The following is a 25,843-nucleotide window of genomic DNA, read 5'->3' as shown; positions in this document are numbered from 1 at the left end:
AGTCAAATGAAATAAAAGAAGAGCCCGCGAAAATGTGGGCTCTTTGTTGCTTCCATGCTTTTTAGGCTTCTCGCAGTTGTTGAATCACTTCCGCTGCGAACTGCTCTGTAAACCGGATGTGTCCATCTTCCTGTATGATCCGACCTTCCTTCTTGCGATGGTCCAGCCATTCGCTAATCCATCCCGGGGCGTACCCGCCTTGCCCGAATTCTCCGCCAAAGGCGATCATTTTCTCATAGACAGCTAGGTACTGTTCTTGAGTGGTATCGGGATATGACTTTGTGTATAGCCAAAACTGCACATCGTACATCAGATACGAGAGTACATCCGCATGAAAAGAAAAATAGCCTTTTTCCTCTACAATCCGTGTACAAATGCTGCGTATTTTCTGATCGATTTGTTCCACTTCTGATACGGGCGTGCATAGCTCCTCTAGCAAGGAAGAAAACTTCCCGTGGGCTACTTTGTAAAGAGCCGCTTCCTTGTCCTCTTCGGAGGTATCGTATTCTTCTTCGCTCACCAAGCCCCTGATAAACGCCTCGAAATTTTCAGCCAGGAAAGTAATTTCATAATCGCTTTCCTGATCGACGTGGATGACTTCAGGTTCGCCGTCTCTCCCGCAAGCACGGTAATCCAGCATCACAACGTCATGTCCAGCAGAAGGACAATCGCAGATGACGACTCCAATGTCGGGATACCCCCAGTCTTCAATCATAAATTGACTGCCGAGATCCCCACAGAGCGAATAGCTTTTCTCTCGGCCAATGCCTAGAATGCCCGTAATGGCAATATGATCCTCAGCCCAGGAGGTAGGGTCTTCTGTTGGAAAGCATGTGTTTTTCGGAATGCCGCCATTCTGCTGCTTCATTAGTGCAAGATAGGAGGCAGGGAGCTTGTATCCCAGCTCTTCCTCGATCGAGGCGATCAGTTCATCCGTGGGTGGCTCGGAAAGATAGGCCTTTTTCGCGTACTCGCTGTCGTCCCAAAAGTCTTCCAATGACATATTCGAAAAAGGGACTTCCTCCGATGCTGAACCCTCAACAGCCGCTGCCCTTTTGGCAGCCATCCGAAGCTCTTGTCTTTGCTGTTTCTCCGCTTTTTGCAAACTCCATCTTAGCCATGATTCGGTATTCTGATTACCGGTTTCTAACTTGTCAGAAGTACGGAATGCCTGTGCCGCCTCTTCATATCTTTTCAAATGATAGTGAGCAAAACCTACCCGAAAATGCCAGACTGGGTCTTGTTGACCTGCTTCAGCAATTTTCTTCAATTGGTCGAGCGCCTCATCATAAAGCCCCAAGTTGTTATAAGCTCTGCCCAGTCGGCTGACTGCCTCATAGTCTCGTTCCTCCTCGGGAACGGTTAGCAGTAGGTCCACAATGAGCTGGTGTTCGTCTTCTTCATGCCACCGATTCAATTGTTCGATAAGTGCCTGGTCCATTGTAGCCTCCTAAACGATTCTTTTTCGTAGATGCCAGCGACGCAAAGCTACCACCATCTACCAAACGATTATGTATTCATATAAGATTAATGTATTTCGTATTGTTTGTGCACTGATGATTTTGAAGGGGTTAAACATTGAGGGGGCGTACAAGTTGAGTAAGTTGGATATCCATGACGTATGGTTCGATTTTGCCGCAGCCTTTGTGCAGAAAAAGAATGCTTCCGGCTGGAACACACTGACCCCACAGGAACAAGAGATTGCTGCCTTATGGCTGTTGGAAGCGGATGTATATAACGGCGGGTTTTTGCAGTTTTTTTGCAACTGGGGAGAAGAGGCATATATCTACGCGGTACGGGCCTTACAAGCCATTGGGGCAGTCCATGCACTCGAGATCATCCAGTCCGGCTATGCCTGCATCGAGCATTTATCGGAAGACAATCGCCTCACCCAACTCTGGGATATTCCACAGTTTCTTACCGAGGAAGAGGCAGAACGGCTAGATAAGCTTGATCAGAGCTTTTGGGAAGACCAGGATCGTATTGCTGAAGTGGCACATCAATATTACGTACAGCAGTTGGGAATACCCACCCCATCATAAGGAGAAGTGGGTGGGTACGATCAAAGAGACTCCGACACTTATTCGACAACAGCACTATCTCCATCTGCCTGGAGCATATGCAGCAGCTCTTGAATAGCGGGAGCGAGCTTATCGTTCCCCTCCATAATCGCGGTGAAAACGGGAATGGCATCCTTTAGCAGCAAATAACTGAAAGAAAAATAGCTGGAAAAGGCTTCCTGCTCATAGCCCCGCGGCTCCTCTTCTTCCCACCATACTTCATCGTCTTCCTCGTCCTCTGGCCATAAATACTTTGCGTCCAATAGCTCGTTCATGGTCTCAACCGCATTTTGTGAATTCATTTCGTCCACGTTTATAGCGGAAGCGACAGCCAAGTACAACTCCATTTCCTGCGAAGAGACCTGCTCTGGTTTCTGTTTGGCAAGCTCCTGCAAGAGTATCAGCAGCACCCACGGCGTCGTCTGCCACAAGGTGCTTTGGTGCTCGATTAGATTGGCCAATTCCTCATATTGCCTGGACTGTATAAGCCGCGGAATGTCTGTCCCTCTGCCATAGGCTGTCGTCAAACGCTGCCACGGAATGTTGATGGTCAGGTGGGTCAAAGAGTTCATCTCCAGCTCTCCTTAGATATGGGATTTTACTAATTTTTCCATTGGTACAGCGAAATTTATAGGGTAAGCGCCTCACTGGTAACAACAAACCAAATCCTAAACCCCTGTAAGAAACGAAGGTAAGGCCTTGGTTTTTCCGTGTTTTTCAGGCACTGTTTGCGGAATCCTCCCTTTTTTACCAACATTAAATAGTTATTAATCCTCTAATTATAATAGATAATTGAATCAATAAATAATTTCTATGATATAGTTATAGTTGTGAAAGGTAAGATGTTTTCGTAGCGTCTTGCAACGGGGCAAGGAGCTACTACTTCTTTTTTACAAAAACAGTAGATAAGGAAGGGTAATATGAGCTCCATACAGCAAAAAACAGACGTTATTTTGATTGGTGCAGGGGTCATGAGCGCAACTCTGGGAGCATTACTGAAAGAATTGGCACCGGAGTTGGAAATCAAGGTTTTTGAGAAACTCGCAAAAGCAGGCGAAGAAAGCTCTAACGAATGGAATAATGCGGGTACTGGCCACGCGGCACTCTGTGAGCTGAACTATACATCCGAGAAAGCTGACGGGTCTATAGATATTAGCAAAGCCATTAAAATCAATGAACATTTTCAGCTGTCCAGACAATTCTGGGCTTACCTTGTAAAAAACAATCTCATCCAGAATCCGCAAGACTTTATCATGCCAATACCTCATATGAGTATGGTGCAAGGCGAAAAGAATGTAAGCTTTTTGAAAAAACGTTTTGAGGCGCTGGCAAACAATCCTCTCTTTCAAGGGATGGAATACTCCGATGACCCTGAAAAACTGAAGGAATGGATTCCGCTCATCATGGAAGGCCGCGCATCGAATGAACCAATAGCTGCAACCAAAATCGACTCTGGTACGGATGTCAATTTTGGTGCTTTGACACGTATGTTGTTTGATTACCTGAAGACGAAAGACGTCGCGATTAACTACAACCATGCTGTTGAGGATATCAAACGTACGAGCGACGGCATGTGGAAATTGAAAGTGTACAATATGGCTACTGGTAACATCGAAGACCATATTGCCAAATTCGTCTTTATCGGCGGTGGCGGCGGAAGCTTGCACTTGCTCCAAAAAACCGGTATTCCAGAGTCCAAACATATTGGCGGTTTCCCGGTAAGCGGATTGTTCATGGTTTGTAAAAATCAGGAAGTGGTAGAGCGGCACCATGCAAAAGTGTACGGTAAAGCAAAGGTCGGCGCTCCTCCAATGTCGGTACCGCATCTGGATACCAGATACATCGACAACAAAAAATCCTTGCTGTTTGGACCTTTTGCGGGATTCTCGCCAAAGTTCTTAAAAACAGGTTCCAATATGGATTTGATCACTTCCGTAAAACCGAACAACGTCATCACGATGTTGGCAGCAGGCGTAAAAGAAATGGCATTGACCAAATACTTGATCGAGCAAGTTATGTTATCGCATGAAAAGCGCATGGAAGAACTACGGGAGTTCATTCCGAATGCGAAAAGCGAAGAGTGGGATATCGTGGTAGCCGGTCAACGCGTGCAAGTTATCAAGGATACACCAGCAGGAAAAGGTACCCTTCAATTTGGTACAGAAGTGGTTAGTGCTGCTGATGGCTCCGTAGCTGCATTGCTCGGCGCATCTCCAGGTGCTTCTACAGCCGTTCAGGTTATGCTTGAGGTATTAGAAAAATGCTTCCCACAACGTATGGCAGAGTGGGAACCGAAAATCAAAGAAATGATTCCTTCTTATGGCGTGTCACTCTTGCAAAACCAAGAGCTTCTTCAAGAGATTCAACGTTCGACAGACGAGGCGCTTGGTCTCGTTGAAAAAGAACTGGCTTATAGTTAATTAGTTAATAGCAATCTTTTGGAACCTTTGATCCGTTTTTGGATTGAAGGTTCTTTTTGATTTCGCAGAGTAGAAGTGGGGGAGATGAAGGAAGAAGGCCCCGCCACACACCATGGCGGAGCCTTCCTTTATCTATGAGGCGTCATACCAAACTACTCTACTTCCGCTTCCAACGTCACTTTCACCTTTACAGTCTCCGTCACCGACTGATCTTCCTTAGAAGTAATCGTCACATACAGCGTAACGGTCTCTTCCCCTTCGGCAGGCAGCTCCTTCAAAATGCCCTCGTCATCGATAAGCGCCTCATCAGAGCTCTTTGTCACCTGATAAGTCACACCATCGCTTTCTTCCGGCAGGGCAAGCACTGGCTGATCCAGCTCTGTGGTATTCGCAATCTCAATCTCGAATTGCTCTACGGCTTCCTCAACTACCTTGGACAAGACCGCGTTTTTGTTCGATGCCTTAATCATGAAGGATTTCCAAGCTTCGTATTCTTTTACAATCTGTTCGCCCTTCGGCTTGCTTTGGTCAACGCTTCGACCGACAAGCTTCAGCTTGTATTTGCCTGGATCGAGCTTCTTCGCTACTTGGCTACCATCGTAGTAAGTACCATCGAGATTAGAGAAGGTGATAGGGCCAGGTGCAATCAGCGCGTAATTGTTGAACACGGATGCAAGCGTACCGACGTATTTATCGTCCATGTCCCATGCTTCAACAGAGATCTGGTTCACGTCTTTAGCTTGCAGCTCGGCTTCGAGTGTGAACGAATCTTCCTTGCCATCGCCATCAGGCGTGATTGTCGTATCGGACAGCTTCAGGTTATCGAAACCGAAGTTGGTATCCTCACGCTTGTCTCCCACGTGTACAGCAAACGGCAGGCGCAGGTCAGGGTTGCCTTTCGCTTTCAGCAGGACTTCCCCTTCATACACGCCGTCTTTTGCATCGGAGTCAACGGACAGGTTGAGCTCAAATGTGGTCGCATCGCCTTTTTTAGCGGAGATGGAATCGTCGGAGATTTCCACATCGATGTCATCGACATCTGGCGTTTTGGAGCCTGGCTTGTACGGATCTGTCGTGACCGACGGATGCATGATCACTTCTGCCTCATAAGAAACTTCTTTCTTGGACAGGTTTTTCAGTTGGAGCGTTTTCGTGACAGTATTGCTGCCAGCCTTCAGCAAGCCAAAGGAAACGTTGTCCGCATAATACGGAATGGTCTTCGGCTCAAAATCTTCGCCCAAAATGGTGAGCTGCTCTACCGTTGTCAGAACAGCAGGTGTTTTCGATGCGGCGTAGCCGTTTACGCGGCCTGCACCTTGGGAGTACACATCGTATAGTGTGCCGTCTGGGCTATACAGCGGTTTTGACGTGTTCGCGAGTGCTGCCTTGATATCGGCAGGCGTCCAATCTGGATGTGCCTGTTTCAACAGCAGGGCGAGACCGGAAACGTGTGGAGCCGCCATACTTGTACCGTTTAGACGAGCGTACGCCTTGTCGTACTTGGCGTCAGGGATCAGCTTGCTCCAAGATGGATAGCTGGACAGAACGGCCACACCTGGCGCAGCCAGATTCGGCTTGATGCTGTAATCGTCACCCATGATTGGACCACGTGAGCTAAATCCGGCAATGCGGTCGCCAGGATCATTTGTGCTTGGGTAGTTTCCGGAGAACGTAAACGTCAATGTTTTCGCTTTCTCAGGGTCAGCCAGCAACTCTTTCGCCAGTGTCCGGCCTTCCAGACCCTTCATATCAAAGGTAGGGATCGCTTCGATCTGGTCACCCAGGATCGTGTTGACATAGCCCTCACGATCGGCGATATCCAGGTCAGCTACGCCATCCCCGTCGACGTCGTTACCGTTAAAGACCACGATAGCGACAGCACCAGCTTTTCGGGCGTTTTCGATTTTTTCCGTGAAGCCAAGGGTACCACGAGAAACGAGAGCGACTTTGCCTTTTACATTTGCCTTTTCAAAATCGCTGCGAGAGCCAAGGTTGGCATAGACGACTGGCAGCGGTTTGGTTCCGATGATGGAGGAGAAGTTATCCTTTCTGACCTGCCATGCCATCACAGGGAATTCGTAATTGGCTCCGAAGGACGAGGTAGCTGAGCTGTCATATTGCACGGTAGGAGAGTCTACCGCTGCAACTGTGATCGGCAGCCTCGCTCCAGAAGGTGATCCCGCGGTGTAATAATGTCTGCCGCGTTCATCGTCGGCGGAGTTCCCGCCCGAGACAACCGTGATCACACCAGACAGTACCGCGTTATTCACAGCGATGGCATCTGGGGAGTCAGAGTTCTTCTCCATAGCGGCGCCAAGCGACAGGTTAATGACGTCCATGCCGTCTTTCACGGCTTTTTCGATACCGTCGATGACCTGAGCGGAGCTACCGCCGCCTCGGCCCAATACGCGGTAGACGTAGAGGTCTGCACCGTAGGCAACCCCTTTTACCTGCACATCTGAAGTCCTGTTTTTGGCCCGTCCTACGATGGTGCCGGAGACGTGAGTTCCATGGCTGGAGCCCTCATATCCTTTTCCATCGCGGTCATCTTCCACAGGAATTGGCGCTTCTTCATAAGGGTCTTTGTCATTGTCGAAGGAGTCATATCCGCCTTTATAGGCATCCTTGAGATCAGGGTGCTTGTAATCGACACCCGTATCGATGACGCCGACCTTCAATCCTTTCCCTGTCAGACCATCCTTCCACATATCGAGAACGCCAATTTGTTGGAGAGGGGCTTGATCCCATTTGGTGGACGATGCTTTCTCGCTGACGGCATCAATTTCGGGAAGCTCATAATACGTATTTTGATAAATGCGCTTCACCTGTGGCAGTTCAGCCAGCTCTTCCAACTCGTCGGCTGACACGGTTACTTCCATCCCGTTGAATACATGCTCAAACTTGCGCTTAACCTTCAGTTTGACCTTGTTGTCTTTTGCCTCATCAAGGAAGGATTCTTGCTCCTCCTCTACTTTTGCTCGTAATGATCTAACGGAAGATTCTGAACCTTCACTGTGTTTTGCTGTGATCGAAGGCTCACTTTGCAGCTCAATAATGACACTGACGTTTTTGCTGGAACTGGTGTTCAGCAGAGGGGAGATTTTCGAGATTTCGGAGCCAATCTCTACTTCCGCGTTGGTATATTCGTTTACTTTCTCCCAATCTCGTTCGCTAAACTCCGCCGCTGCCAGTGCATTGTAAGGAAGGCCACTCAGCATGAGTGATGCTGCAAGCGTAAGAGAAGCGAGAGTACGCATCTTCTTCATCAGTCCACTCTCCTTAAAAAATTATGTATAAGACGATTTGCATAAGTATTTCTCTTCTCGTAAAATTACTCCTTTTATTGGGAAAAAACTTTTTATCGAGCAGATTCGGCAAAAATAGACATAATTATCTGTATTTACAATCAAAAAAAGGAGAATAACGTAGGAATTTGTTGTTTTTTGCCAATTTATTTTCTATATTTTTCATAAGACATAAGCGAGGAGAGGGTAATCAATGATCAAGTTGAAAGATATCGGAGCGTTCGAAGAGCTGCCAGAGATCGCGATGCATATTTATCAAGGAAATGTTCCTGCTTTGCAAGATGCTATTGCAGCAGGTTGGAATATAGAAGAGAGCTTCGTGCTTAGTAAATATACGACGATAAGCCCGTTGGATCTGGCACTTGTATCGGAGAAGCTAGAGGTTGTTAAGCTGCTGGTTGAGCACGGTGTCAATTTGAATGTGAAAAATAATCCCGCTTTTTTGATGGCCGTACGTTATTGCAAGGAAGAGATCGTTCGTTATGTTGCAGCGCAAGGCGCCAAGCTGGACATGCTCAATCAGGTGCGCTCAGGCGCTTATTCGCAGGCTTACTATGGCAACAAAAAGAACATCCCGCTCATTCAAGAGCTGGGACTGGATATAAGACTGCATGGCGGCGATGTATTGCGTAAAGCCGTGTCGGATCATGACCTTGCGACCACGGCTTATTTACTCGATCATGGGGTGGACATCAATTATAACAAACCGGATATGGTGTATCCGTATCAAGCGACTCCATTAACAGTTGCCACGCGCATGGGGAATGCCGCCATGGTCAAGTATTTGGTTGAACGCGGTGCGGACGTTATGGTAGCGGAAAGGGGTGGCGAGCGGCCTTATACCATCGCGGTCAGTAATAAAAATGCGGAGTTGGCTGCGTATTTGAAATCGCTGGAACCTGCCGAGCTGCATGATGTGGAGAACAGGAAGTACGAGCTGCAAAAATATAAACTGACCGAAGAACTGATTGGCTTCCTTACCGGAGAAGAGCTGCGTCTTGAGCTGGCGGAAAATGAGTATGACATTGGGTACATCGACTTTTTCACATTGACCGATACGATTGAAATGAAAATCGGTCGGCAAAAGCTGCTGCGTTTGTCTGCTGAAATCGACAACTACTCCCATCTGCACCTTGTGTGGAATCCGAAGAAAAAAGGTAGCATCGGCTGCTATGATGAGGAGCATAAGGAGTATGCGGACTTGTGCAGTTTTACAGAGTTCCTTGAGCAGCCGGAAGTGTACCTGATCAAGTTTATGGAAGGCGAATTAGATTCGATGTAAAAGGGAAAGATCACGCGGGCCCTCGATAATTCGGGGGCTTGACAGTAAAATTTATCCAATGATAAGATCGTGAGCAAGAAACGAAAGGAGGGGGATTTAAACATGTTCGCATACGTAACCAAGCAAAAGATCCAACTCCATAGGTATGCCTTTTACGCAATTGCGTTGTTTAAGGGTGAGCCAGCTCCGTTTCCCATAGACTGCGGATAATGCTCCTGTGATAACACAATAGTTTCAAGCGTAAAGGCTGCGATACCATGCTGCATTTTTTCATCCAGGAAGGAAGAAATGAGCATGAAAGCGGCTTTTTCTATTTAGAAATAAAGAACATATGTTCCTAAAAACGGATAAAGGTGGTTTTACATTGAGCAACACTCCGATTAAATATTTCATCAATCCCGAAGTAAAAATAGAAAACAATGCGGTAGAGGAGCTTCATCGACTTTTAGAGGTGAATGAAACCATTGCAACGCTGCAAAAGCATTCCCCCGATTATTTTGACGATCCAGATGCTGAGGTTTTAGAGGTAGCCATTACACCCGACTTTCACAAAGGAAGCGGTATTCCTGTAGGCACGACGCTGTTTACGCGTGGGTTTGTGCTGCCGCAAGCGATTGGCAACGATATTAACTGCGGGATGCGTCTGTATGTCACGGATTTGCGCGAGGAGCAGATTCGCACAAATCTGGATGCGATTGAGCGGAATGTGCGCCATGTTTTTTTCGAAGGGGGCCGCAATATTCCCATGACGCGGCAGATGCGCGAAAAAATGTTCAAGGAAGGCCTGATCGGCATACTGGACAGCCACAAGGAAGCGAATGGCGAGGGGATTTGGCGTTATTACAACGAGAAGCAGCAGGAGCTCGATTTGAGCCATGTCAATAAAATGGGCTCCTTTATCGCGGAATCGACGATTGGCCTCGATGATTTCCTCGGTCCTGCCGAGCTTTCCCGGGATGCACAAATCGGCTCACTTGGCGGTGGGAATCACTTTTTTGAGATTCAGGTGGTCCGAAAAGTGCATCAGGGCTCAATCGCCAGTCAGTGGGGGCTGAAGGAAGGGCAAGTCGTCCTCATGATTCATACCGGCTCCGTATCCATTGGTTATAACAGCGGTGCATGGATCAAAGAGATGCTGAAAAAGATGTACCCGGCCTCCTTGAAGCACCCGGATAACGGGATGTATCCACTGCCTCTTTCGGAGCGTTTCGAATCGCAGTGGAGAATGTTTTGGAGTCTCCTGCACAATGCGGCGAACTTTGCATTTGCCAATCGATTGATGCTCGGTCTGATGATGTACAAATCGATTTCCGATGTGTTGGGCGATTTTGAACACCGGCTGTTGTACGATGCGCCTCATAATTATTTGTGGGAGGAGCAGTTGGAGCAGGTGGGCGGATTTTTGCATCGAAAAGGATCGTGTACAGCGAAATCGGCCGAGCAAATGATGGGCACGCCGTTTCAGTATACGGGTGAACCTGTGTTTATCCCCGGTTCTATGGGCTCGCACAGCTTTATTTTGGCAGGGCTGGGTAATCGGGATAGCTTGTTTAGCGCAAGCCATGGAGCTGGTCGTGCACTTTCTCGCGGCGATGCTGTGAAAGTGGACGATGCCAGGTTTCGGGAGTTTCTTGCCAACTTCCGTGTGATCAATCCGATTGACCCGAAGCGGGCCGACCTGCGGGGACGGAGCGATATTTTGAAGAAATGGGAAGAAGAGCTGAAAAAAGAGGCACCGTATGCGTACAAGGATATTACCCCGGTGATTCAGTCGCATGTGGATCATGGGATGGCTGAGATTGTAGCCGAAGTGGCGCCGATTGCCACAGTGAAAGGGTAAGACAAGGAAGCCATTATTTGTAGACAGGAGCAACATGAGTAGACAGCAAGTGAGAATTCACTCGTGGTCAGGAGGAAGTTCATGTTCACGCGGCAATCGACTCCAGTAAACAACCAACACCCCCATGCGAATCAACATGAGGAGACAGGTAAAATCAATGCTTCCTCAATCATACCCTTATTGTCCAAACAGTCTAGATCCAGTCAACGATCGATTCTACAATTGCAAAGCGTATACGGCAACCAGGCTGTCCTGCAACTCATGCGTGAGGGCAAGGAAAAAGGTTCCAGAGAAAAAAGGAAGCATACTGATACAAAAAGCTCTGATTCCAAGAAAATGGAAGAAGAGTCCGGCCAGTCCAAAAAGAAGGTTAAGCAGAATGAACAACAGGACGATATCGGTTTAGAGAATCAAAATGCTACAGAAAGCATCGACGATTCGAATGAGGAAGCTACCAACATAACGACGGGCAAGCTTCAATCGGTAGGTATGTCCGGAGCGGAGGACGAGGAGAAGATTCATTTCGATGAGTTTATTCAAGAAATTTTGCTGTTAAATGAATACATTCATACACTCATCCATGGCGGTCTGAATAAAGAAGAGTTGCAATCGTATCTGAAAAAAGCATCTGAGCTGCGTACCTTTATTTTGACTACTCTGAATGGCTCTTCCAAGCTAAAGGATGCGAAAAACTACCGGAACTATCAGGGAATGTATGGGATTATCGATGATTATAATCCGATGTTACTAAAAGCCTCTTTTGTGTTCATGCAGGCAGAACAAACACTGGAAGCTATGAAGGACGACGATATCTCACCGCCGCTGGACGAACCCCATGACAAGGAAATGAGTGAGAAGGCAAAGGCAGGGCAAACCATCATCAAAGTTTGGAAAAAGCACCATGCCTACGCCAGCATTAGGAAAGGTGCCAAGTGGAAATCGGCGAAGCTCAAAGACGAGTTGGCGGCATACCGTCGGAAAACGTTGATAAAAATGAAGGCCTTGCGAGCGTATGACGACTTAGTGGAAACGTTTAACAGTTTTACATGGATGGATTATACGGTTGTCGAGCCGTATTTGGAGCACGAGCTTGGGATTCCTAATCCCCGTTCACGCGGGTTTAACATCGATACGAAGGAGAAATGGGAGGAGTATGAGCTCTTATTGCGGGACGCTTTGAGCAAAGTAAGTGATGATCCTGACGAAGTAGCCGAACAGCTCGAGAAATATGCTAAGAAAAAGAAAAAGCATTACCTCTATCCACATGATCCGTACTTTACCCACCCCAAAAAGAAAGATAAGGACAAAGCCAATCCAATCAAGCTGCTTTCGGAGCGCAATATCCACAAGCTGCACGAGCAACTCATCGACAATGCACAGAGGTATTTTGAAGCGAAGCCTGAAGACCTGGAGTCGTATTTCAATAGAGGGGTGGGCTGTTTAATGGCAGACGAGAAGGAGCTGTTCTTGGCCGTATACGGGCTACCCTTTACCGTTAAGCACGCCACACCCAACTTTCATCCCATAGCACGGCAGCTTGGACTCCTTTGCCGAGTACTCGAAGAAAAATCCCAATTGGAAATCGGAATTCAGTACGCCAGGGAATGTGGAAAAGTTAGGTAATCATGGATTTGTTTTTTTCCGTGTAGACGTCGGCGACGAAAAAATTGAAACACGTTACGGCGGAACGCAAATTTCCGGTGATATGTCACTTATTGAGTATGATGGCTGGGTATCGATGTTCGACCAGCTCAAGCCCCTATCCTCTAAAACAATGATTAGCTACTATGACCACGAGGGTGCACTCATTCGGCAAGCAGAGATACCGCGAAAAGACAATACAAACCAATACAAGCAAATTTATAAGTACGGATATATTCCACAGACCGGGGAAAAACCTAAAACAACCTTCTCCAAGACGAACCTAAAGGCAAAAGGTTCAGAGCGACACGAGGATTTGGACAGAGAGACCAATTTTATGGATTACGTATTTTACGGGCCAGAGATTCGGGAGGGCATTGCGCTCTCGCTTATACATGAGCTTCGGTATTTTGAAAGAAGCGGTTACCGTGATCACCTTCTTGAAGCATTCCATAACAAAACAGGTGAGGAACGTGTTCATTTTCTTAAGGAACTGATCGGCAAAACATTCCGGCCGGAAGGGAAGTATCCTGTCGCATTGCGATTTAATGAACACCCGATCTCTGAAATGAGGGTACTAAACCCTGATGGGGACAAGAGATGGAATGCCGACGGTACAGCGAATGAGCCAGTCATGCAGCAAATTAAAATCATCCAGCGAAAAAAGTTTCTCGAAGAAGCAATGCCATTGGCCCGCAAAAATACTGCTGCTTACGCCAGACATATTCAAATTAACAAGAACAAACTGAAGGAAGCTGAAAAAACCCAAAAAAAGAGTGATATCGAGACGTATCGTTCCAGGGTTTCGGATTACGAGCAAAAGTGGAAGATAAAACATGCGCTTTGGAAGCAGTATGAGAAGGATTTAAAAGAAGTGAACGAACAAATAGAACAGCTCAAAAAATCAGGGTCCCCTTATGTTGCCGCAGATAAGCCATTTGTCCACGTTACAGGGGATATGGACCAGGAGCTTCAATTGGAAGACGAGTTTTTATTCGAGAGTAAATCGGTGCCGGAAGAGAAGGAAGTAGCCATGGATTTAGAAGTTCAGCCACCAGTCCGTGTTGAAGGAACGCGCAATCAATTTAAACGAGTGGGGGAAAGCTCAGCTTGCTCCGCTCATTCACTCATGGCGATTACCACGATCATGAGGGAAGGTCGGATGCTATCCACTAAGGAAATCGATCAAGTACTGAACAGCGGTGCAGAGTTGTACAAAGAAACAATCAGAGGAAGCGAAGGCATGCTACACAAAGGAAGCTACTTGAATCCATACGAAGCGCATCACGTACAGATCAGAGATCAGATTGAAATCGCTTTTCTCGAAAATCGGACTCTGAAGGCAACGGAATTTGCTACTTTCTTTGAAAATATCCTCGCAAACTCTGATGCTCCTAAAATTGGATATGCGATTGTCATCGGCAGTTATACGATTGCGGTAGTGAAGATTAATCATTCATTTATCGTTTTCGATTCACACGGATATGGCAATATCGACAATGCATTCAACGTTAGTTTCACTGATCAGAAAAATCTGCTCGCATTCTTGACTAGAATGGTCACGAAACGGACCAAAGGGGATATTAGCATAAGTGCTTTTCAGTATGTTGGGGAGTGAGATTTTTTGGGAAGATAAAAGAGAGACCGTTCAGAATCAAACGGTCTCTCCTTGTACTTCACTCACGAAGGCATGTGTATTCCCTTCTGTGTCCTTGAAGAAGGTCATCCATGTTTCCGTTTGCCCCATTTTGGCTACGAGATGTGGCTCGTCGATAAACGTGACGTCCCTATTTTTTAATTCTTCAAAAGCGGCTTGAATGTCATCCACTTGAAAGTAAATGACGGAGCTGGCGTGTGCAAATTGCTCTTTTTCCGGTAGGCTCAGCATAAGGCGAAGTCCGTCACATTCAAAGAACGCCATATTGCCTGTCTGAAACAAAAGAGGGAGCCCGAGCTGCTCTTTGTAAAAATGGACGGCTTTTTCTAGGTTTTTGACAGGGATGCCGATTTGCCCTACTTTTTGAATTAGGTTCGTTTTCATGATAAAGTCCCCCTTCAGTTCGCGTCTCCTCATCAGCATAAACAAATCAAATGATTATTTCTTATCCAAAATCACTTTTTTTCTGAATGACAGGGGTGAAATGCCGACATGCTGCTTAAACATTTTGCTAAAGGAAACGGGGTTATTGAATCCAAGCTCAAAGGCGATGTCTGTCATACTGAAATCCAGCTTGGCTAATAGCTGTTTGGCTCGTTGTATCCGGTATTTAGAAATATGCTGGTGGGGCGTTTTGCCATACACTTGGGCGTACACTCGCAACAAATGGTTGGGAGATAGACAAGCAATCTGTGCGATCTCATCGAGCCGGATAGGTTGATCATAAAAAGCTCGTATATAATCATGGGCGGTACTGATTCTTCGATATAGTTCTTCTCGTGTCGATTGTCGAAGCGCGTGCAAAGCATCTATTTCTTTTCTGACATCGAGATGTCCGAGCAATATGGTTCGCATAATCTGGTGAAATTGCTCTTCATAACCGATGGAGTCCCGCTCAAGAAAGGTGAGGCGCTCTTTCAAAGTCGCTAACTGAAAAGCCAGTGTATGGCTCATATGATAGGTTTTTTCAAAAAAACCGATCGGAGCCGTTTCCTTATAAGGATCACTGAGAAGGCGGTCTGTTGAATCCACGAGCGTGCTTAAGATCTCCTCGCCAAAACCATGCTTGAAGAAAATACAAAACGATTCCACATCCTCAGCTTCCTCGATGGAAATGGTATACTCCCCTTCGTTTAGCAAGAGATACCTGCCCTCTTCCACAGCAAAAAAGCCTTTACTCGTCTTGTAATGTGCCCTTCCATTACGGAATGTTTTAATGGAAAGCTGCCCATCGCCTTCCCAGTAAAATTGCTTGCTTTTTGCATGGAGAATATAGTTCCTGGAAGGTTTTTCGGTCATTTCAAGATATCCTGCAACGTCTTATCAATATGGGCAAAACGAAACTGGTACCCTTCACGCTCAAGCCTTTCTGGAATGACCCAGCGGCTTTTCAGCACCAGCTCTGTTTCTGTTCCGATCATCATGGCCCCCATCTCCAGCATCCATTTGGGAGAAGGTAGTCCGAAGCTCCGATTCATCACGCTGCGAAAATGCTGCATGAATTCACGGTTTGTGACGGGATATGGAGAAGAACAATTGAATACGCCGCTTAAATCAGTTCTCTCCTTCAAAAAGAGAATGATCTGAAAGATATCTTCGACATGAATCCAGCTAAAGCGCTGGTTGCCAGAACCTTGTACACCCCCGAGTCCAAAGCGAACGAGATTTTTGTATGGATCGATAACCCCGCCGTTTTCACCCAGCACGATTGCCATGCGTAAGGCTACTTGTCTCGTATGCGGCAAATCAAAGGAAAAGAAGGCAGATTCCCATTGCTTGGCGACATCGACGGAAAAGCCTGTTCCAATCTCCCCGCCTGCTTCCGTCATGGGACGATCCTCCGCATGCCTATAGATGGTGGCTGTGCTGGAATTGAGCCAGAGCGAAGGCGGATTTTCGCAAGCCAAAACAGCATTGCCGAGTATGTAAGTGGTCTCTGTCCGAGATTTCAGGATTTCTTCCTTGTTCTTGTCATGGTAACGACAGTTGACGGATTTGCCCGCCAGGTTGATGAGCAGCTCGGAATTTTCCAAAGCTTCCACGATTTTTGCGTGATTGTCCCACGTTATATGAGGAGAAGTTCTCGCGATGATCCTTACTTCATAGCCAAGTTGATTGAATTTGTCTGCCAGATACTTGCCGATAAAGCCAGTGCCGCCGGCCAGGACGACTTTCTTTTTCATAAGATCAACTCGCTTTCTTTGCTTTGCGTATTTCTTACAATAATTGTAACATGGTTTTCTCTTTGTTACTGGAGATTGGAAAAGTCCTCATGGGAAAATAAAAAAGACGCAGACCTTCTTTCCTTGTGAGAAGAAGATCCGCGTCTTTTAATTATGATGGTTGTTGGACGGCAGGTTACTTAGCTGCCTGGCCTTCTTTAAACGCTCTTTGGAAGCTTTCGATCAGCAGGCCGTAGTTTGGCATTACTTCCGCATAGATTTCTGCGAACTCTTGGGCATCTGGGCGGTTCCATGTTTTTTGCAATTCGGACATGACAGCGAGTGTATCAATAGGAACTGCTCCTGCTTGCACGACGCGAGCCAGTGTAATATCTGTCGCCATTTTGCTCCAGTTACCGGATGCGTCAATAACAGTGAAGACTTTGTAGCCTTCTGCCAGTGCAGACAAGGTAGGGAACGCCATGCAAACGCTAGTGAGTGTACCTGCAATAATCAAGGTTTTCTTTCCAGTGGCTTCAACTGCTTTTACAAAATTAGGGTTATCCCAAGCATTGATCTCACCATTACGCGGTACATACACGTTATTTGGCAGGATTTCGGCGATTTCTGGGATCAATGGGCCATTCGGGCCAGTTGGTACAGAGTCAGTTGTGAGTGTCGGGATATTCAGCAGCTTTGCCACTTTAGCAAGGGCAATCACGTTTCGGCGGAGTGTTGGCACATCCATGTCCCCTACTGTTTGGAACAAACCGCTTTGGTGGTCGATCAACAACAGAGCAGCATCGTTTACATCAATTACATTGTGGTTTTTCGTTGTCATGGATAATTCCTCCTAAAATTTTTGTTTTTGAATTAGATGGTGTCATGTATAGGCCTTCAGGTGTCTGCTACATGACAATCACCTCCTAACTCTTTGGGATGATGTCTCTGAATCAAGTTTCTTTAATTTGAGATAATGCCATTCGATTAAAAATCGTACTCCGCGTCTTTTTGCTCCCGAATCCGTGTATAGGCATCGACGAGCAGTACGGTATCCTCGACGAGACGCTCCAGACGGAAGTGAATATCATCATTGATGATTTCTTTGCGGTTGAAGTCCTTCTCTTCGATAAAGACATAGGTGGGTACGATATGTGCCTTCATATAAGACAGGATCGGCTTCAACTGTTGTTCCGCCATGAGATAGTGCTTGGATGTTCCTGCTGTGACCAATACGCTGACCACTTTATCCCGGAATGCATTGACGGGCAACAGGTCAAAAATGTTCTTCAATGTCGCGGGGATGGATGCTTGGAATGTAGGTGTTCCAATGATAAGGGCATCGGCTCCTATGATGGTTTCGGTCACGAACTTGGTGTCGCCTTCGTAATCCGTGTAATTCCGACCGTCACTGAAGACGAGATTGTACTCGGCCAGGTCAAGCAGTGTAATTTCTGCATCGGGGTATTTTTCCCTTGCTTTTTTGAGTGTCAAATCCATTGCTGTTCTTGTTTTCGTGCCTACGTTAGAGCCTGCAATTCCGACGATTTTCATAGGTGCCACTCCTTTTTTGTTACGATTTGGTTGTATGCTTTTTCACTTCTGGCAAGATTTTCGTTGCAATCAGTTCAATGTTTTTCGCGATTTTATCAAAAGGAACGCCGCCAAAGTCGATTTGCGCCATGAAGCGTTGTTGTCCGTACATTTCGTATTGATAAAGCATTTTTTCGATGATGACGTCAGGGCTGCCTATCATTAATGCATCACGATAATCGACAGACTGTGCAAACTGTTGCTTTGGATAGCCACCGCCACGCAATGCGATAAACCCACCGTTTAGATGCGGATAGAACTCACGTAGCGCATCCGAAGTTTTGTCGGCTGTATAAAACAAACTCGTTGTCGCTACTGGCAAGGTCGCTGGGTCAAAACCATTTTGCTTAGCAGCCTCCCGGTAAGCATCGACGGAGCCTTTGAAGTTGATGGCTGGACCTCCGAGTGTGGTCAGCATCATAGGCACGCCAGCTTGACCAGCTTTAATCGCGCTTGCAGGTGGTCCCCCTACTGCACGCCAGATAGGAAGACGTCCATGTAAAGGCTGAGGCAGGATCGTAGCATTTTCTAGCGGTGCACGGAACTGCCCTTCCCACGTAACGCGATCCTCGTTATTTAGCTTGAGAAGAAGGTCCATTTTCTCTTCAAACAATTCCTCATAGTCGCGCACATCGTAGCCGAGGAGGCTATACGCTCCTACTCGGGAACCGCGTCCGGCAACAATTTCTGCCCGACCATTGGAGATCAGATCCAAGGTAGCAAAATCCTCATACACGCGGACCGGATCAGATGTGCTTAATACAGTGGCGGAGCTGGCGATTTTAATGTTTTTCGTAGCTTGTGCGATTGCACCCAGAATGACGGTATGCGCCTGTGTCGTAAAATACGTCTGGTGGCTTTCGCCGACAGCGAATACATCAAGTCCTGCTTCATCTGCCAGCTTACTTGCCTCGATTAATTCCTTGATGCGCTGTTCAGAAGAAATCTTGGAGCCGGTGTGTGGATTCGGGACATGGTCACCAATCGAATACAAGCCGAATTCAAGTCCCTTTTTAGTGTCGATACGATATTGTTCCATGTTGATTCACTCCTTTTAGTCTATAGGTGTCAGTTTCGCTTCAATTTCTGCCCGGCGTTCCTCGAGGAATGGAGGTAAGTCCAAAGCTTTTCCGAGCTCCTCGACGGTTGAATCTGCTGTGAAGCCAGGACCGTCTGTTGCAATTTCGAACAAAATCCCGTTTGACTCACGGAAATACAAGCTTTTGAAGTAGAATCGATCCACAATCCCCGTTGAGCGGAAACCGCGTTTTCGAACGGCGTCATCCCAGTATTGCAGCTCCTCATCGTTGTTCACACGAATCGCCAAGTGATGAACACTTCCTCGACCTGGTTTTTCAGGGGTTCCCTCTTCCTGCTTGATGACAATTTCACCAAAGGATTTCCCAGGGATGGATTGATAAATGGCTTCTTGCTCCGAGCGTGATACTTCTGTGTAGCCGAATGTGTCTGTTAACAGACTGGCTATTTTGTCCAAGGAGCGGACGGTAATCTCAACCGTGCCAATTCCCAAGATGCGATGCTTTTCTTCGATCACGGATTCGCCCCATGCACTCCAATTCGACGGAATTTCTTCGCCGTTGTTATTGATCAGGATCATTCGCAGGCCTTCCGAGTCTTCGAAATGCAAGGCGTCGCGGCCAGCGTACTTGGTAATCTCGCCATGGTGAACATTCAATTGTTCAAAGCGCTTTTTCCAAAAGGTCAAGCTCTCCTGTGATGGAACGAGCAGTCCGATTCGAGTGATCGCGTTTGTGCCGCGTACGGTTTTTCCTACCATCGGCATTTCAAAAAATGACAACTCTGTTCCGGCACTGCCTGTCAAATCTCCATAAAACAAGTGATACATCGACGGATCGTCTTGGTTAACGGTTTTTTTCACTCTGCGCAGTCCCAATACGTTTTGATAAAAGTGATTATTTGATGGAGCATGTTTGGTTAACATAGATACATGGTGATGGCCTGGAATGGTGTACATGGTAGTCACTCCTTGTTTAACTTGACTAATCAAGTGATGGTGTAAAAAAAATTACACAGGCGGTAATTCTTTTTTTTGGCTATTTTTATGAACGCGTGTCATTAGAGTGTAAAGCATTTTTTGTTCTTCTTCACTTAGTACCTCATCAAAGAATGAAGACTGAAACGCTAGTTGTTCAGGAAAGGCTTGTTCCAGTACGGCTTCCCCTTTTTCGGTTAAGCTGATCGTTTTGGTTTTCCAATCCTGCTTGCGTACAATGTAGCCCTCTTTTTCAAGTCTGACGAGCATCCGAGAAATACCACCTTGTGTAACGGTTACCTTCTCAGCTAACTCCGACTGGGTGAGAGGCTGATAGACGCTTATTTGCATCAGGACATCGAATTGAGCTGTTGTTAAATCGAAACGTTTGAGAAACTCATTTGAAAGCTGGTTGCTTTGGGTGGTAAACCGCATCAAGCGTAACCAGATTAACGAGCCTATGGTGTTGTTACGCATGTTAGTTTGCCTCCCTTCGCTGAGCTTATTATCACTTTACTACTCAATTGATAAAAAGGCAAGGGTTTTGTTTTTAGAAATAAGAAATGAAAAGAAGGCTGTTATCCATTATAGGATGACAGCCCTTTCTTAGCCTGGACAAAAGTATAGGTTAAACCGTCTTTTTCAACGTTTCAATCAATGTCTTCAGATGAGGCAGATTCCGGTTTTTCACCTGATACGCCAGATAAAGATCGTTATGAACTGTATAGGACGGGTACATAATCTTTACTTTGTTTCTGGACAAATGGTCATCCAGCATGAACGTGGGCAACAGGCTGATGCCAGCGCCGTGCTCGATGGCCTTCAGCACACTGTGCAAATCCGGTACGACGTGTGTCGGATGCGTTTGTGGGCGCTTCTGGAAATGCTCACGCCAAAAACGGCGGATAATCGGTAAATCCAAATCATAGCTGATCCACGGCTGGGAGCATAGCCACGATTCAAAAGACTCTTTGTCGTCAAACGTTGGTTCACTGTATTCGGGAGGTGCCACCAAAGCAAATTCCTCTTGCATGTACGGAATATATTCGACGCCGGGCGCGGTAAGCTTTTGCGACATGACGATAAGGTCTACTTTTTCCTCCAGCAGGAATTCGAGTATCTTGGAAGCGACACCGAGATAGGCGATGACGCGCATTTGGAAGCTTCCGATATGGGGAGCTAATTTCTCACGGAAAAACTCATGCGCCGACCCGATCCGAATCACGGGTAAAGATGTAGCCGCGCTCGTTTTGAGGGTTTGCGTGGTTTCTTCCAAAGCTTCGATGAGCGGAACCACCTGTGTGTAGAGAGCTTTGCCTCTTTCGGTAGGAATCATTTTGCGGGGAGCTCGTGTAAATAATGGCTCTCCCACCTCTGCTTCCAGAGAGGCTAGATGCTGGCTCATCGCTGGTTGGGTCATCATTCTCGTTCTGGCAGCTTCCGATACGGAACTATGCTTATAGATGCTGATAAAGCTACGGTACCATTCAAAGTCCACCATGTTGGCTATCCTTTCTTAACTGAGACGTTTCTGGTGCTGTGCTCCCCATATCGTAAACAAAATTCCGATGACCGTCACGAGCGAAGCGACCCAAGGCACGGCAGAAAGACCGCCAGCAAAGTTAAGATCGATAACAACGCCCCCGATATAGGCACCAAGCGCATTTCCCAAGTTGAAGGCTGCGATGTTCAGTGTCGAGGCGAGCGTAGGAGCTTCCTTGGCTGTGTTCAGCATGTGGAGCTGCAAGCCAGGAACTGTACCAAATGCGGCAATCCCCAAAAGGAATACCGTTATTAAGGTGAGGAGCTTATTTTGATCGGTTAAGCTGAACACGGCGAGAACGAGCGCCAGTGCGACAAGTATCCCGAGCAAGGAAGGAAACAGCTTGCGGTCTGCCAATTTTCCTCCGTAAATATTCCCGATCGTAATCCCTACGCCGAACAAGACGAGGATGTACGAAACAGAGCTGGGTGAAAAGCCTGTGATATCCACCAGGATTGGCGAAATATACGTAAACGCAGTAAATACGCCACCAAATCCGAAAACGGTCATTAAAAGCGCGATATGGACGGCCGGGCGTTTGAGTACGCCGAGCTCCTGACGCAGACTGGATGCTGCATTAGCAACCTTCGGGACGAGCATAACAATTCCGATCAACGCAATGATCCCAATCATCGTGATCGCCCAGAAGGTAGAGCGCCACCCATACGCTTGCCCCAGAAATGTTCCAATCGGTACACCCAAAATATTGGCCAGTGTCAGTCCGGTAAACATGATCGCGATGGCACCCGCGCGTTTTTCCTTGGGAACCAGCTCAGCGGCAATGACCGAACCCACACCGAAGAACGATCCGTGGGTAAGAGCAGCCAAGATGCGAGCCAGCATCAAAACTGTATAGTTCGGTGCGAGAGCGGCTAGCGCATTTCCCGCGATAAATAGAATCATAAGAAACAGCAAAAGTGCTTTGCGCGGCATTCTGTGGGTAGCAAGCGTAATGATGGGAGCGCCGATAGCGACACCCAATGCATATCCGGTGATAAGGAATCCAGCCAGCGGTATGGAAACATTCAGACTGGTGGCCACTTCAGAGAGTAGCCCCATAATGATAAACTCTGTCATCCCGATCGCAAATGCCCCGAGTGTCAGAGCGTACAAGGCGAGAGTCGATCCTTTGCGAGTAGCCTGTGCCTGTTCATAGTGACGGGCCATATTTTCTGTTGCCACGGTAGTGAGTAGCCCTCCTTTCGTTGAAAGAAAAGGCTGATATGTGTTTCGTCTATCAGCCTCACGTGTATTATTCACCTAATTTGCTTATTACTGCTTCTGTGACAGCGAGTGTAGATTGGGGATTTTGCCCAGTAATCAGGTTGCCGTCGACTTCTACATGGGTGCTCCAGTTTGGTGCTGCCACAAAAATGGCACCGAGATCACGGATTTTGCTCTCCAGAAGGAAAGGCAGGTAGGACCCCAAGCCTGTCGCTGCTTCTTCTCTGTCTGTGAAAGCATTCACGCGCTTGCCTGCGACAAGCGGCTGACCATTTGACAAGGTCGCACCCACGAGACCAGCAGGACCGTGGCAAACGGCGGCTACGATTTTTCCTGCTTCATAAAAATCTCGCAGTAATTGCTGGAGCTTTTGGTTATCTGGCAGGTCAAACATCGTGCCATGACCGCCTGGGAGGAAAATGGCCTCGAAGCCATTTGCTGTTACATCATCCAGCTTTTTGGTGTTTTCCAGATGCTTGGCGGCGTCCAAGATTTCTTGCGCGGTTTGGTCGTCTACGCTGCCGGGGTCAATCGGACCACGCCCACCCAATGGACTTGCTACGGTGATTTCATAGCCCTTGTTTTCGAAGGCCAGATAAGCCTCCGCAAACTCGGACAGCCAGATTCCTGTCTTTTTGCCTTCCTGCATGTCTGTATGATTGGTGACTACCATCAAGATTTGTTTTGCCATCTATATTGCCTCCTGTATTTTTTGATTGGGGTACAGTTGCTATTCTAAGGTCGAGTTATCGATAAAACAAATTATGTTTTATTGGTGTATCTATAAATAAATTTATGGAAGAAAGACAAAAAGGAAAAAGGCTTATTGCTCTTGGAGTTCCCAAGTCAAAAGCCTTCTATCATTTTTCCATTTTAACTTAACGGCTAAATTCCTTTTCGAACATGGCTTGATTAGCGACGACAGGTTCTGGACCGACCGCATTGATGTTCGTCACCAAAATATCCTTCCCGCCTAAGGGACCACCCGCTAACGTTTCAAACCCATGAATGCCGCCTCCATGACCCCAATAGGTCTTTCCGTTCGGCAGCGTCACCCCAAAAATTCCCAGTCCATATTTGCCAATAGGTGAGTCCACACCTGTTGTCATCTGCTTCATCATCTCGTCACTTAATAGTTTCCCACTCAAAAGGGCACTAAAAAAGGTGGTCAAATCTTTCCCTGTCGAGATCAGTTCCCCCGCAGCATTCGCGAATGAAGGATTATACTCTGTGAAATCAAACAGTTTCCCTTCCCGATTCAGGCTATAGCCTGTGGCATGCTGGCCCGGGATTTTTGGATTACTACCACTAAAGGATGTATTTGTCATCTGAAGCGGGTCGAGGATCCGTTTCTTCATCTGCACATCGTACGTTTCTCCTGTCACCTTTTGAATAACAAGACCAGCTAGTACGGTATTTGTATTCGAATAGTCCCAGCCTGCCCCTGGTTGAAATACTGGCGGCTTAGCCAGTCCCATACGTACAAGGTCATTAACGGTATATTGAGGGAATGAGGTAGCGTACCGCATTTCTGTACTCGTATAGCTTGCAATCCCGCTCGTTTGGTTCAATAACATACGAATCGTGATTTTGTTGCCGTCATACCCATTGCCCTTTACCACACCTGGGAGCCATTTTTCTACCGAGTCATCCAAATTCAGCTTTTTCTCCTGAGCCAACTGTAAGACAAGGGTAGCAACAAACGCCTTTGTGACACTGCCAATACGGAAAGTAAAGTCTGGTTCCATCGGATTTTTATGATCGAGGTTGGCTACACCCGCTGCATAAGACCAGTATTCTCCGTCTCTTAACCCAGCAGCAATGATTCCAGGGACTCCCTCGACTTTTGCTTTCTGATCAATGAAGTCCTTCATTTCTTCCCCATGTTTTTGAGCTGCTTGATCCGGGGTGGATGGTTGCTTGGCTTGTCCCGAGAATTCAGTCATCTGGATGTTCTCCATATGAGAAACAGTATCTCCTAATGCATTGATACTCATCGCGATCACGTGCTCGCCGTCTTTTGTTCCACCTGCGAAGTTGGTGAATCCAGGAATGCCGCCTTGATGACCCCATATGGTAGTGCCATCCGGCAATGTTACTTCCTGAATACCGAGTCCGAATTTCCCGTATGGATTAGAAACAGTGGTTAACATTTCTTTCTGCATCTCAGGTGTTAACAATTTTCCGCCCAATAAAGCGCTAAAGAACGTTGTTAAATCTTTCGTAGTCGAGATCATAGCCCCTGCTGCGTCTGCAAACGAAGGGTTAAGGTCAGTTATATCCATTAATGTACCGGCATTGTTAAAGTATCCATTCGGACTGTTTTTCGGAATGGATTGTGAGTGATCCGGGAAAAACGTTTCTGTTAGTTGAAGCGGCTCAATCACTCGTTTCTTGATTTGTTCGGCAACCGTTTCTCCTGTGACCTTTTGGATAACGAGTTTCATCAGCACTGTATTCGTATTCGAATAGCCACCGTTAGTCGGTGTATGCTTTAATGCGCGAGAAATGAGTTGTTCTGCTGTAAACGTTTGAGTGGAGTTCTGGATTATACTTTCCTTGAGTTCATCATCTAAGTAGTCTGCCACTCCACTCGAATGATTTAATAACTGACGAATCGTAATTTTGTTACCGTCATATCCGTTTCCTTGGACGACACCTGGGAGCCATTTTTCTACCGAGTCATCGAGGCTTAGCTTCTTTTCCTCAGCTAGTTGCAGGGTCACTACACCGACGAACGATTTCGTTATACTCCCGATTCGAAATGAAAAGTCAGCTTCCATCGGTTTCTTACTTTCTATATTCGCTTCGCCGGAAGCATACGACCAGAAATCATTTCCCTTCTTTACTGCAAAGAGGACACCTGGAATGTTTTCGCTGGCAGCAGCTTTATCAATCGCTTCTTTTATTTTGGCATGATCCGTTTTCTGTTGTTGCGTGATTGTCAGGTCCACACCTGCTTCCGCACAACCGTAAGTAGGAAGTATCAGCGTTCCTATCAATAAGGCAGATAACGTAAGGGACGCTCCTTTTTGCATAGGGAATGGTTTCATTTCTCATCGCTCCTGTAAGTTGATATGTGTCGTCTTTACACATCCACCT

General features: G+C 46.8%; 21 protein-coding genes. 6 read left to right on the top strand and 15 right to left on the bottom strand.

Annotation, left to right across the window (positions count from 1 at the left end; genetic code table 11):
* Positions 1-61: 61 nt before the first annotated feature.
* The gene (locus ASG16_RS05670) at positions 62-1,441 is read right to left on the bottom strand and encodes an SMI1/KNR4 family protein (protein WP_056488890.1); all 1,380 of its coding nucleotides are present in this window, start codon (positions 1,439-1,441) and stop codon (positions 62-64) included.
* Positions 1,442-1,595: 154 nt separating this feature from the next.
* Here ASG16_RS05670 and ASG16_RS05665 point away from each other — a divergent pair, with 154 nt between their 5' ends.
* A complete protein-coding gene (locus ASG16_RS05665) occupies positions 1,596-2,042 on the top strand; it encodes a DMP19 family protein (RefSeq protein ID WP_056488892.1) in 447 nt (148 codons plus the stop codon).
* Positions 2,043-2,080: 38 nt separating this feature from the next.
* Here the strand turns inward: ASG16_RS05665 and ASG16_RS05660 are convergent, their stop codons facing one another.
* Positions 2,081-2,632 (bottom strand): hypothetical protein, encoded by a 552-nt coding sequence (locus ASG16_RS05660; RefSeq protein ID WP_056488894.1) that lies wholly within the window; start codon positions 2,630-2,632, stop codon positions 2,081-2,083.
* Positions 2,633-2,980: 348 nt separating this feature from the next.
* On the opposite strand from ASG16_RS05660, the gene ASG16_RS05655 reads away from it, so the two are divergent.
* The gene (locus ASG16_RS05655) at positions 2,981-4,480 is read left to right on the top strand and encodes a malate:quinone oxidoreductase (protein ID WP_056488896.1); all 1,500 of its coding nucleotides are present in this window, start codon (positions 2,981-2,983) and stop codon (positions 4,478-4,480) included.
* 152 nt (positions 4,481-4,632) lie between these two features.
* Here the strand turns inward: ASG16_RS05655 and ASG16_RS05650 are convergent, their stop codons facing one another.
* Complete coding sequence (locus tag ASG16_RS05650) at positions 4,633-7,746, bottom strand: S8 family serine peptidase (RefSeq protein ID WP_056488898.1); 3,114 nt, start codon at positions 7,744-7,746, stop codon at positions 4,633-4,635.
* A gap of 232 nt (positions 7,747-7,978) precedes the next feature.
* On the opposite strand from ASG16_RS05650, the gene ASG16_RS05645 reads away from it, so the two are divergent.
* The 4 genes from ASG16_RS05645 to ASG16_RS05630 all read left to right on the top strand — a co-directional run bounded on the left by ASG16_RS05645 (position 7,979) and on the right by ASG16_RS05630 (position 14,166).
* Positions 7,979-9,067 (top strand): ankyrin repeat domain-containing protein, encoded by a 1,089-nt coding sequence (locus ASG16_RS05645; protein ID WP_056488900.1) that lies wholly within the window; start codon positions 7,979-7,981, stop codon positions 9,065-9,067.
* A 364-nt stretch (positions 9,068-9,431) separates the two neighbouring features.
* On the top strand, positions 9,432-10,907 hold the full coding sequence (locus tag ASG16_RS05640) for an RtcB family protein (protein ID WP_056488902.1): 1,476 nt from the start codon (positions 9,432-9,434) through the stop codon (positions 10,905-10,907).
* Positions 10,908-10,988: 81 nt separating this feature from the next.
* Positions 10,989-12,530, top strand: a complete 1,542-nt coding sequence (locus ASG16_RS05635) for a hypothetical protein (protein WP_056488904.1) — start codon at positions 10,989-10,991, stop codon at positions 12,528-12,530.
* Positions 12,514-14,166 carry a hypothetical protein gene (locus ASG16_RS05630; RefSeq protein ID WP_056488906.1) on the top strand — a complete coding sequence of 551 codons (1,653 nt, stop codon included), beginning with the start codon at positions 12,514-12,516 and terminating at the stop codon, positions 14,164-14,166. The genes ASG16_RS05635 and ASG16_RS05630 overlap by 17 nt, the downstream gene beginning before the upstream one ends.
* Positions 14,167-14,202: 36 nt before the next feature.
* On the opposite strand, the gene ASG16_RS05625 is transcribed toward ASG16_RS05630, so the two are convergent.
* From ASG16_RS05625 to ASG16_RS05570, 12 genes are all read right to left on the bottom strand, one after another.
* The gene (locus ASG16_RS05625) at positions 14,203-14,589 is read right to left on the bottom strand and encodes a VOC family protein (protein ID WP_056488907.1); all 387 of its coding nucleotides are present in this window, start codon (positions 14,587-14,589) and stop codon (positions 14,203-14,205) included.
* A 54-nt stretch (positions 14,590-14,643) separates the two neighbouring features.
* A complete protein-coding gene (locus ASG16_RS05620; protein ID WP_056488909.1) occupies positions 14,644-15,504 on the bottom strand; it encodes an AraC family transcriptional regulator in 861 nt (286 codons plus the stop codon).
* Positions 15,501-16,388 (bottom strand): TIGR01777 family oxidoreductase, encoded by an 888-nt coding sequence (locus ASG16_RS05615; protein ID WP_056488911.1) that lies wholly within the window; start codon positions 16,386-16,388, stop codon positions 15,501-15,503. The genes ASG16_RS05620 and ASG16_RS05615 overlap by 4 nt, the downstream gene beginning before the upstream one ends.
* A gap of 175 nt (positions 16,389-16,563) precedes the next feature.
* On the bottom strand, positions 16,564-17,208 hold the full coding sequence (locus tag ASG16_RS05610; protein ID WP_048035409.1) for a hydrolase: 645 nt from the start codon (positions 17,206-17,208) through the stop codon (positions 16,564-16,566).
* 146 nt (positions 17,209-17,354) lie between these two features.
* On the bottom strand, positions 17,355-17,921 hold the full coding sequence (locus tag ASG16_RS05605; protein ID WP_056488913.1) for an NADPH-dependent FMN reductase: 567 nt from the start codon (positions 17,919-17,921) through the stop codon (positions 17,355-17,357).
* A 19-nt stretch (positions 17,922-17,940) separates the two neighbouring features.
* Complete coding sequence (locus ASG16_RS05600) at positions 17,941-18,999, bottom strand: LLM class flavin-dependent oxidoreductase (protein ID WP_056488915.1); 1,059 nt, start codon at positions 18,997-18,999, stop codon at positions 17,941-17,943.
* 15 nt (positions 19,000-19,014) lie between these two features.
* Complete coding sequence (locus ASG16_RS05595) at positions 19,015-19,956, bottom strand: ring-cleaving dioxygenase (RefSeq protein WP_056488917.1); 942 nt, start codon at positions 19,954-19,956, stop codon at positions 19,015-19,017.
* Between the two features lie 51 nt (positions 19,957-20,007).
* Positions 20,008-20,451: a MarR family winged helix-turn-helix transcriptional regulator gene (locus tag ASG16_RS05590; RefSeq protein WP_048035405.1), complete on the bottom strand. Its 444-nt coding sequence runs from the start codon at positions 20,449-20,451 to the stop codon at positions 20,008-20,010.
* Between the two features lie 151 nt (positions 20,452-20,602).
* On the bottom strand, positions 20,603-21,475 hold the full coding sequence (locus tag ASG16_RS05585) for a LysR family transcriptional regulator (RefSeq protein WP_056488919.1): 873 nt from the start codon (positions 21,473-21,475) through the stop codon (positions 20,603-20,605).
* 15 nt (positions 21,476-21,490) lie between these two features.
* Entirely contained in the window at positions 21,491-22,699 is a 1,209-nt protein-coding gene (locus tag ASG16_RS05580; protein WP_056488921.1) for an MFS transporter, read from the bottom strand.
* Between the two features lie 70 nt (positions 22,700-22,769).
* Entirely contained in the window at positions 22,770-23,432 is a 663-nt protein-coding gene (locus tag ASG16_RS05575; protein ID WP_056488923.1) for a type 1 glutamine amidotransferase domain-containing protein, read from the bottom strand.
* Positions 23,433-23,619: 187 nt separating this feature from the next.
* Positions 23,620-25,794, bottom strand: coding sequence for a serine hydrolase domain-containing protein (locus ASG16_RS05570; RefSeq protein ID WP_056488925.1), 2,175 nt, complete (start codon positions 25,792-25,794; stop codon positions 23,620-23,622).
* Positions 25,795-25,843: the final 49 nt, after the last annotated feature.

Origin of the sequence: Brevibacillus sp. Leaf182, assembly GCF_001423865.2 — a bacterium.
In the GTDB taxonomy this organism is placed as follows: domain Bacteria; phylum Bacillota; class Bacilli; order Brevibacillales; family Brevibacillaceae; genus Brevibacillus; species Brevibacillus brevis_C.
The sequence above is the reverse complement of the archived record's forward strand: the minus strand, read 5'-3'. Positions and strand labels throughout refer to the sequence as shown.

Excerpts from the sequence above, each read along its gene's own strand:
- ASG16_RS05660 (WP_056488894.1), bottom strand. The coding sequence starts at position 2,632 with ATGAACTCTTTGACCCACCTGACCATCAACATTCCGTGGCAGCGTTTG.
- ASG16_RS05600 (WP_056488915.1), bottom strand. The coding sequence starts at position 18,999 with ATGGAACAATATCGTATCGACACTAAAAAGGGACTTGAATTCGGCTTG.
- ASG16_RS05575 (WP_056488923.1), bottom strand. The coding sequence starts at position 23,432 with ATGGCAAAACAAATCTTGATGGTAGTCACCAATCATACAGACATGCAG.
- ASG16_RS05595 (WP_056488917.1), bottom strand. The coding sequence starts at position 19,956 with ATGTACACCATTCCAGGCCATCACCATGTATCTATGTTAACCAAACAT.
- ASG16_RS05650 (WP_056488898.1), bottom strand. The coding sequence starts at position 7,746 with ATGAAGAAGATGCGTACTCTCGCTTCTCTTACGCTTGCAGCATCACTC.
- ASG16_RS05615 (WP_056488911.1), bottom strand. The coding sequence starts at position 16,388 with ATGAAAAAGAAAGTCGTCCTGGCCGGCGGCACTGGCTTTATCGGCAAG.
- ASG16_RS05590 (WP_048035405.1), bottom strand. The coding sequence starts at position 20,451 with ATGCGTAACAACACCATAGGCTCGTTAATCTGGTTACGCTTGATGCGG.
- ASG16_RS05570 (WP_056488925.1), bottom strand. The coding sequence starts at position 25,794 with ATGAAACCATTCCCTATGCAAAAAGGAGCGTCCCTTACGTTATCTGCC.
- ASG16_RS05585 (WP_056488919.1), bottom strand. The coding sequence starts at position 21,475 with ATGGTGGACTTTGAATGGTACCGTAGCTTTATCAGCATCTATAAGCAT.
- ASG16_RS05670 (WP_056488890.1), bottom strand. The coding sequence starts at position 1,441 with ATGGACCAGGCACTTATCGAACAATTGAATCGGTGGCATGAAGAAGAC.
- ASG16_RS05605 (WP_056488913.1), bottom strand. The coding sequence starts at position 17,921 with ATGAAAATCGTCGGAATTGCAGGCTCTAACGTAGGCACGAAAACAAGA.
- ASG16_RS05610 (WP_048035409.1), bottom strand. The coding sequence starts at position 17,208 with ATGACAACGAAAAACCACAATGTAATTGATGTAAACGATGCTGCTCTG.
- ASG16_RS05645 (WP_056488900.1), top strand. The coding sequence starts at position 7,979 with ATGATCAAGTTGAAAGATATCGGAGCGTTCGAAGAGCTGCCAGAGATC.
- ASG16_RS05655 (WP_056488896.1), top strand. The coding sequence starts at position 2,981 with ATGAGCTCCATACAGCAAAAAACAGACGTTATTTTGATTGGTGCAGGG.
- ASG16_RS05625 (WP_056488907.1), bottom strand. The coding sequence starts at position 14,589 with ATGAAAACGAACCTAATTCAAAAAGTAGGGCAAATCGGCATCCCTGTC.
- ASG16_RS05620 (WP_056488909.1), bottom strand. The coding sequence starts at position 15,504 with ATGACCGAAAAACCTTCCAGGAACTATATTCTCCATGCAAAAAGCAAG.
- ASG16_RS05635 (WP_056488904.1), top strand. The coding sequence starts at position 10,989 with ATGTTCACGCGGCAATCGACTCCAGTAAACAACCAACACCCCCATGCG.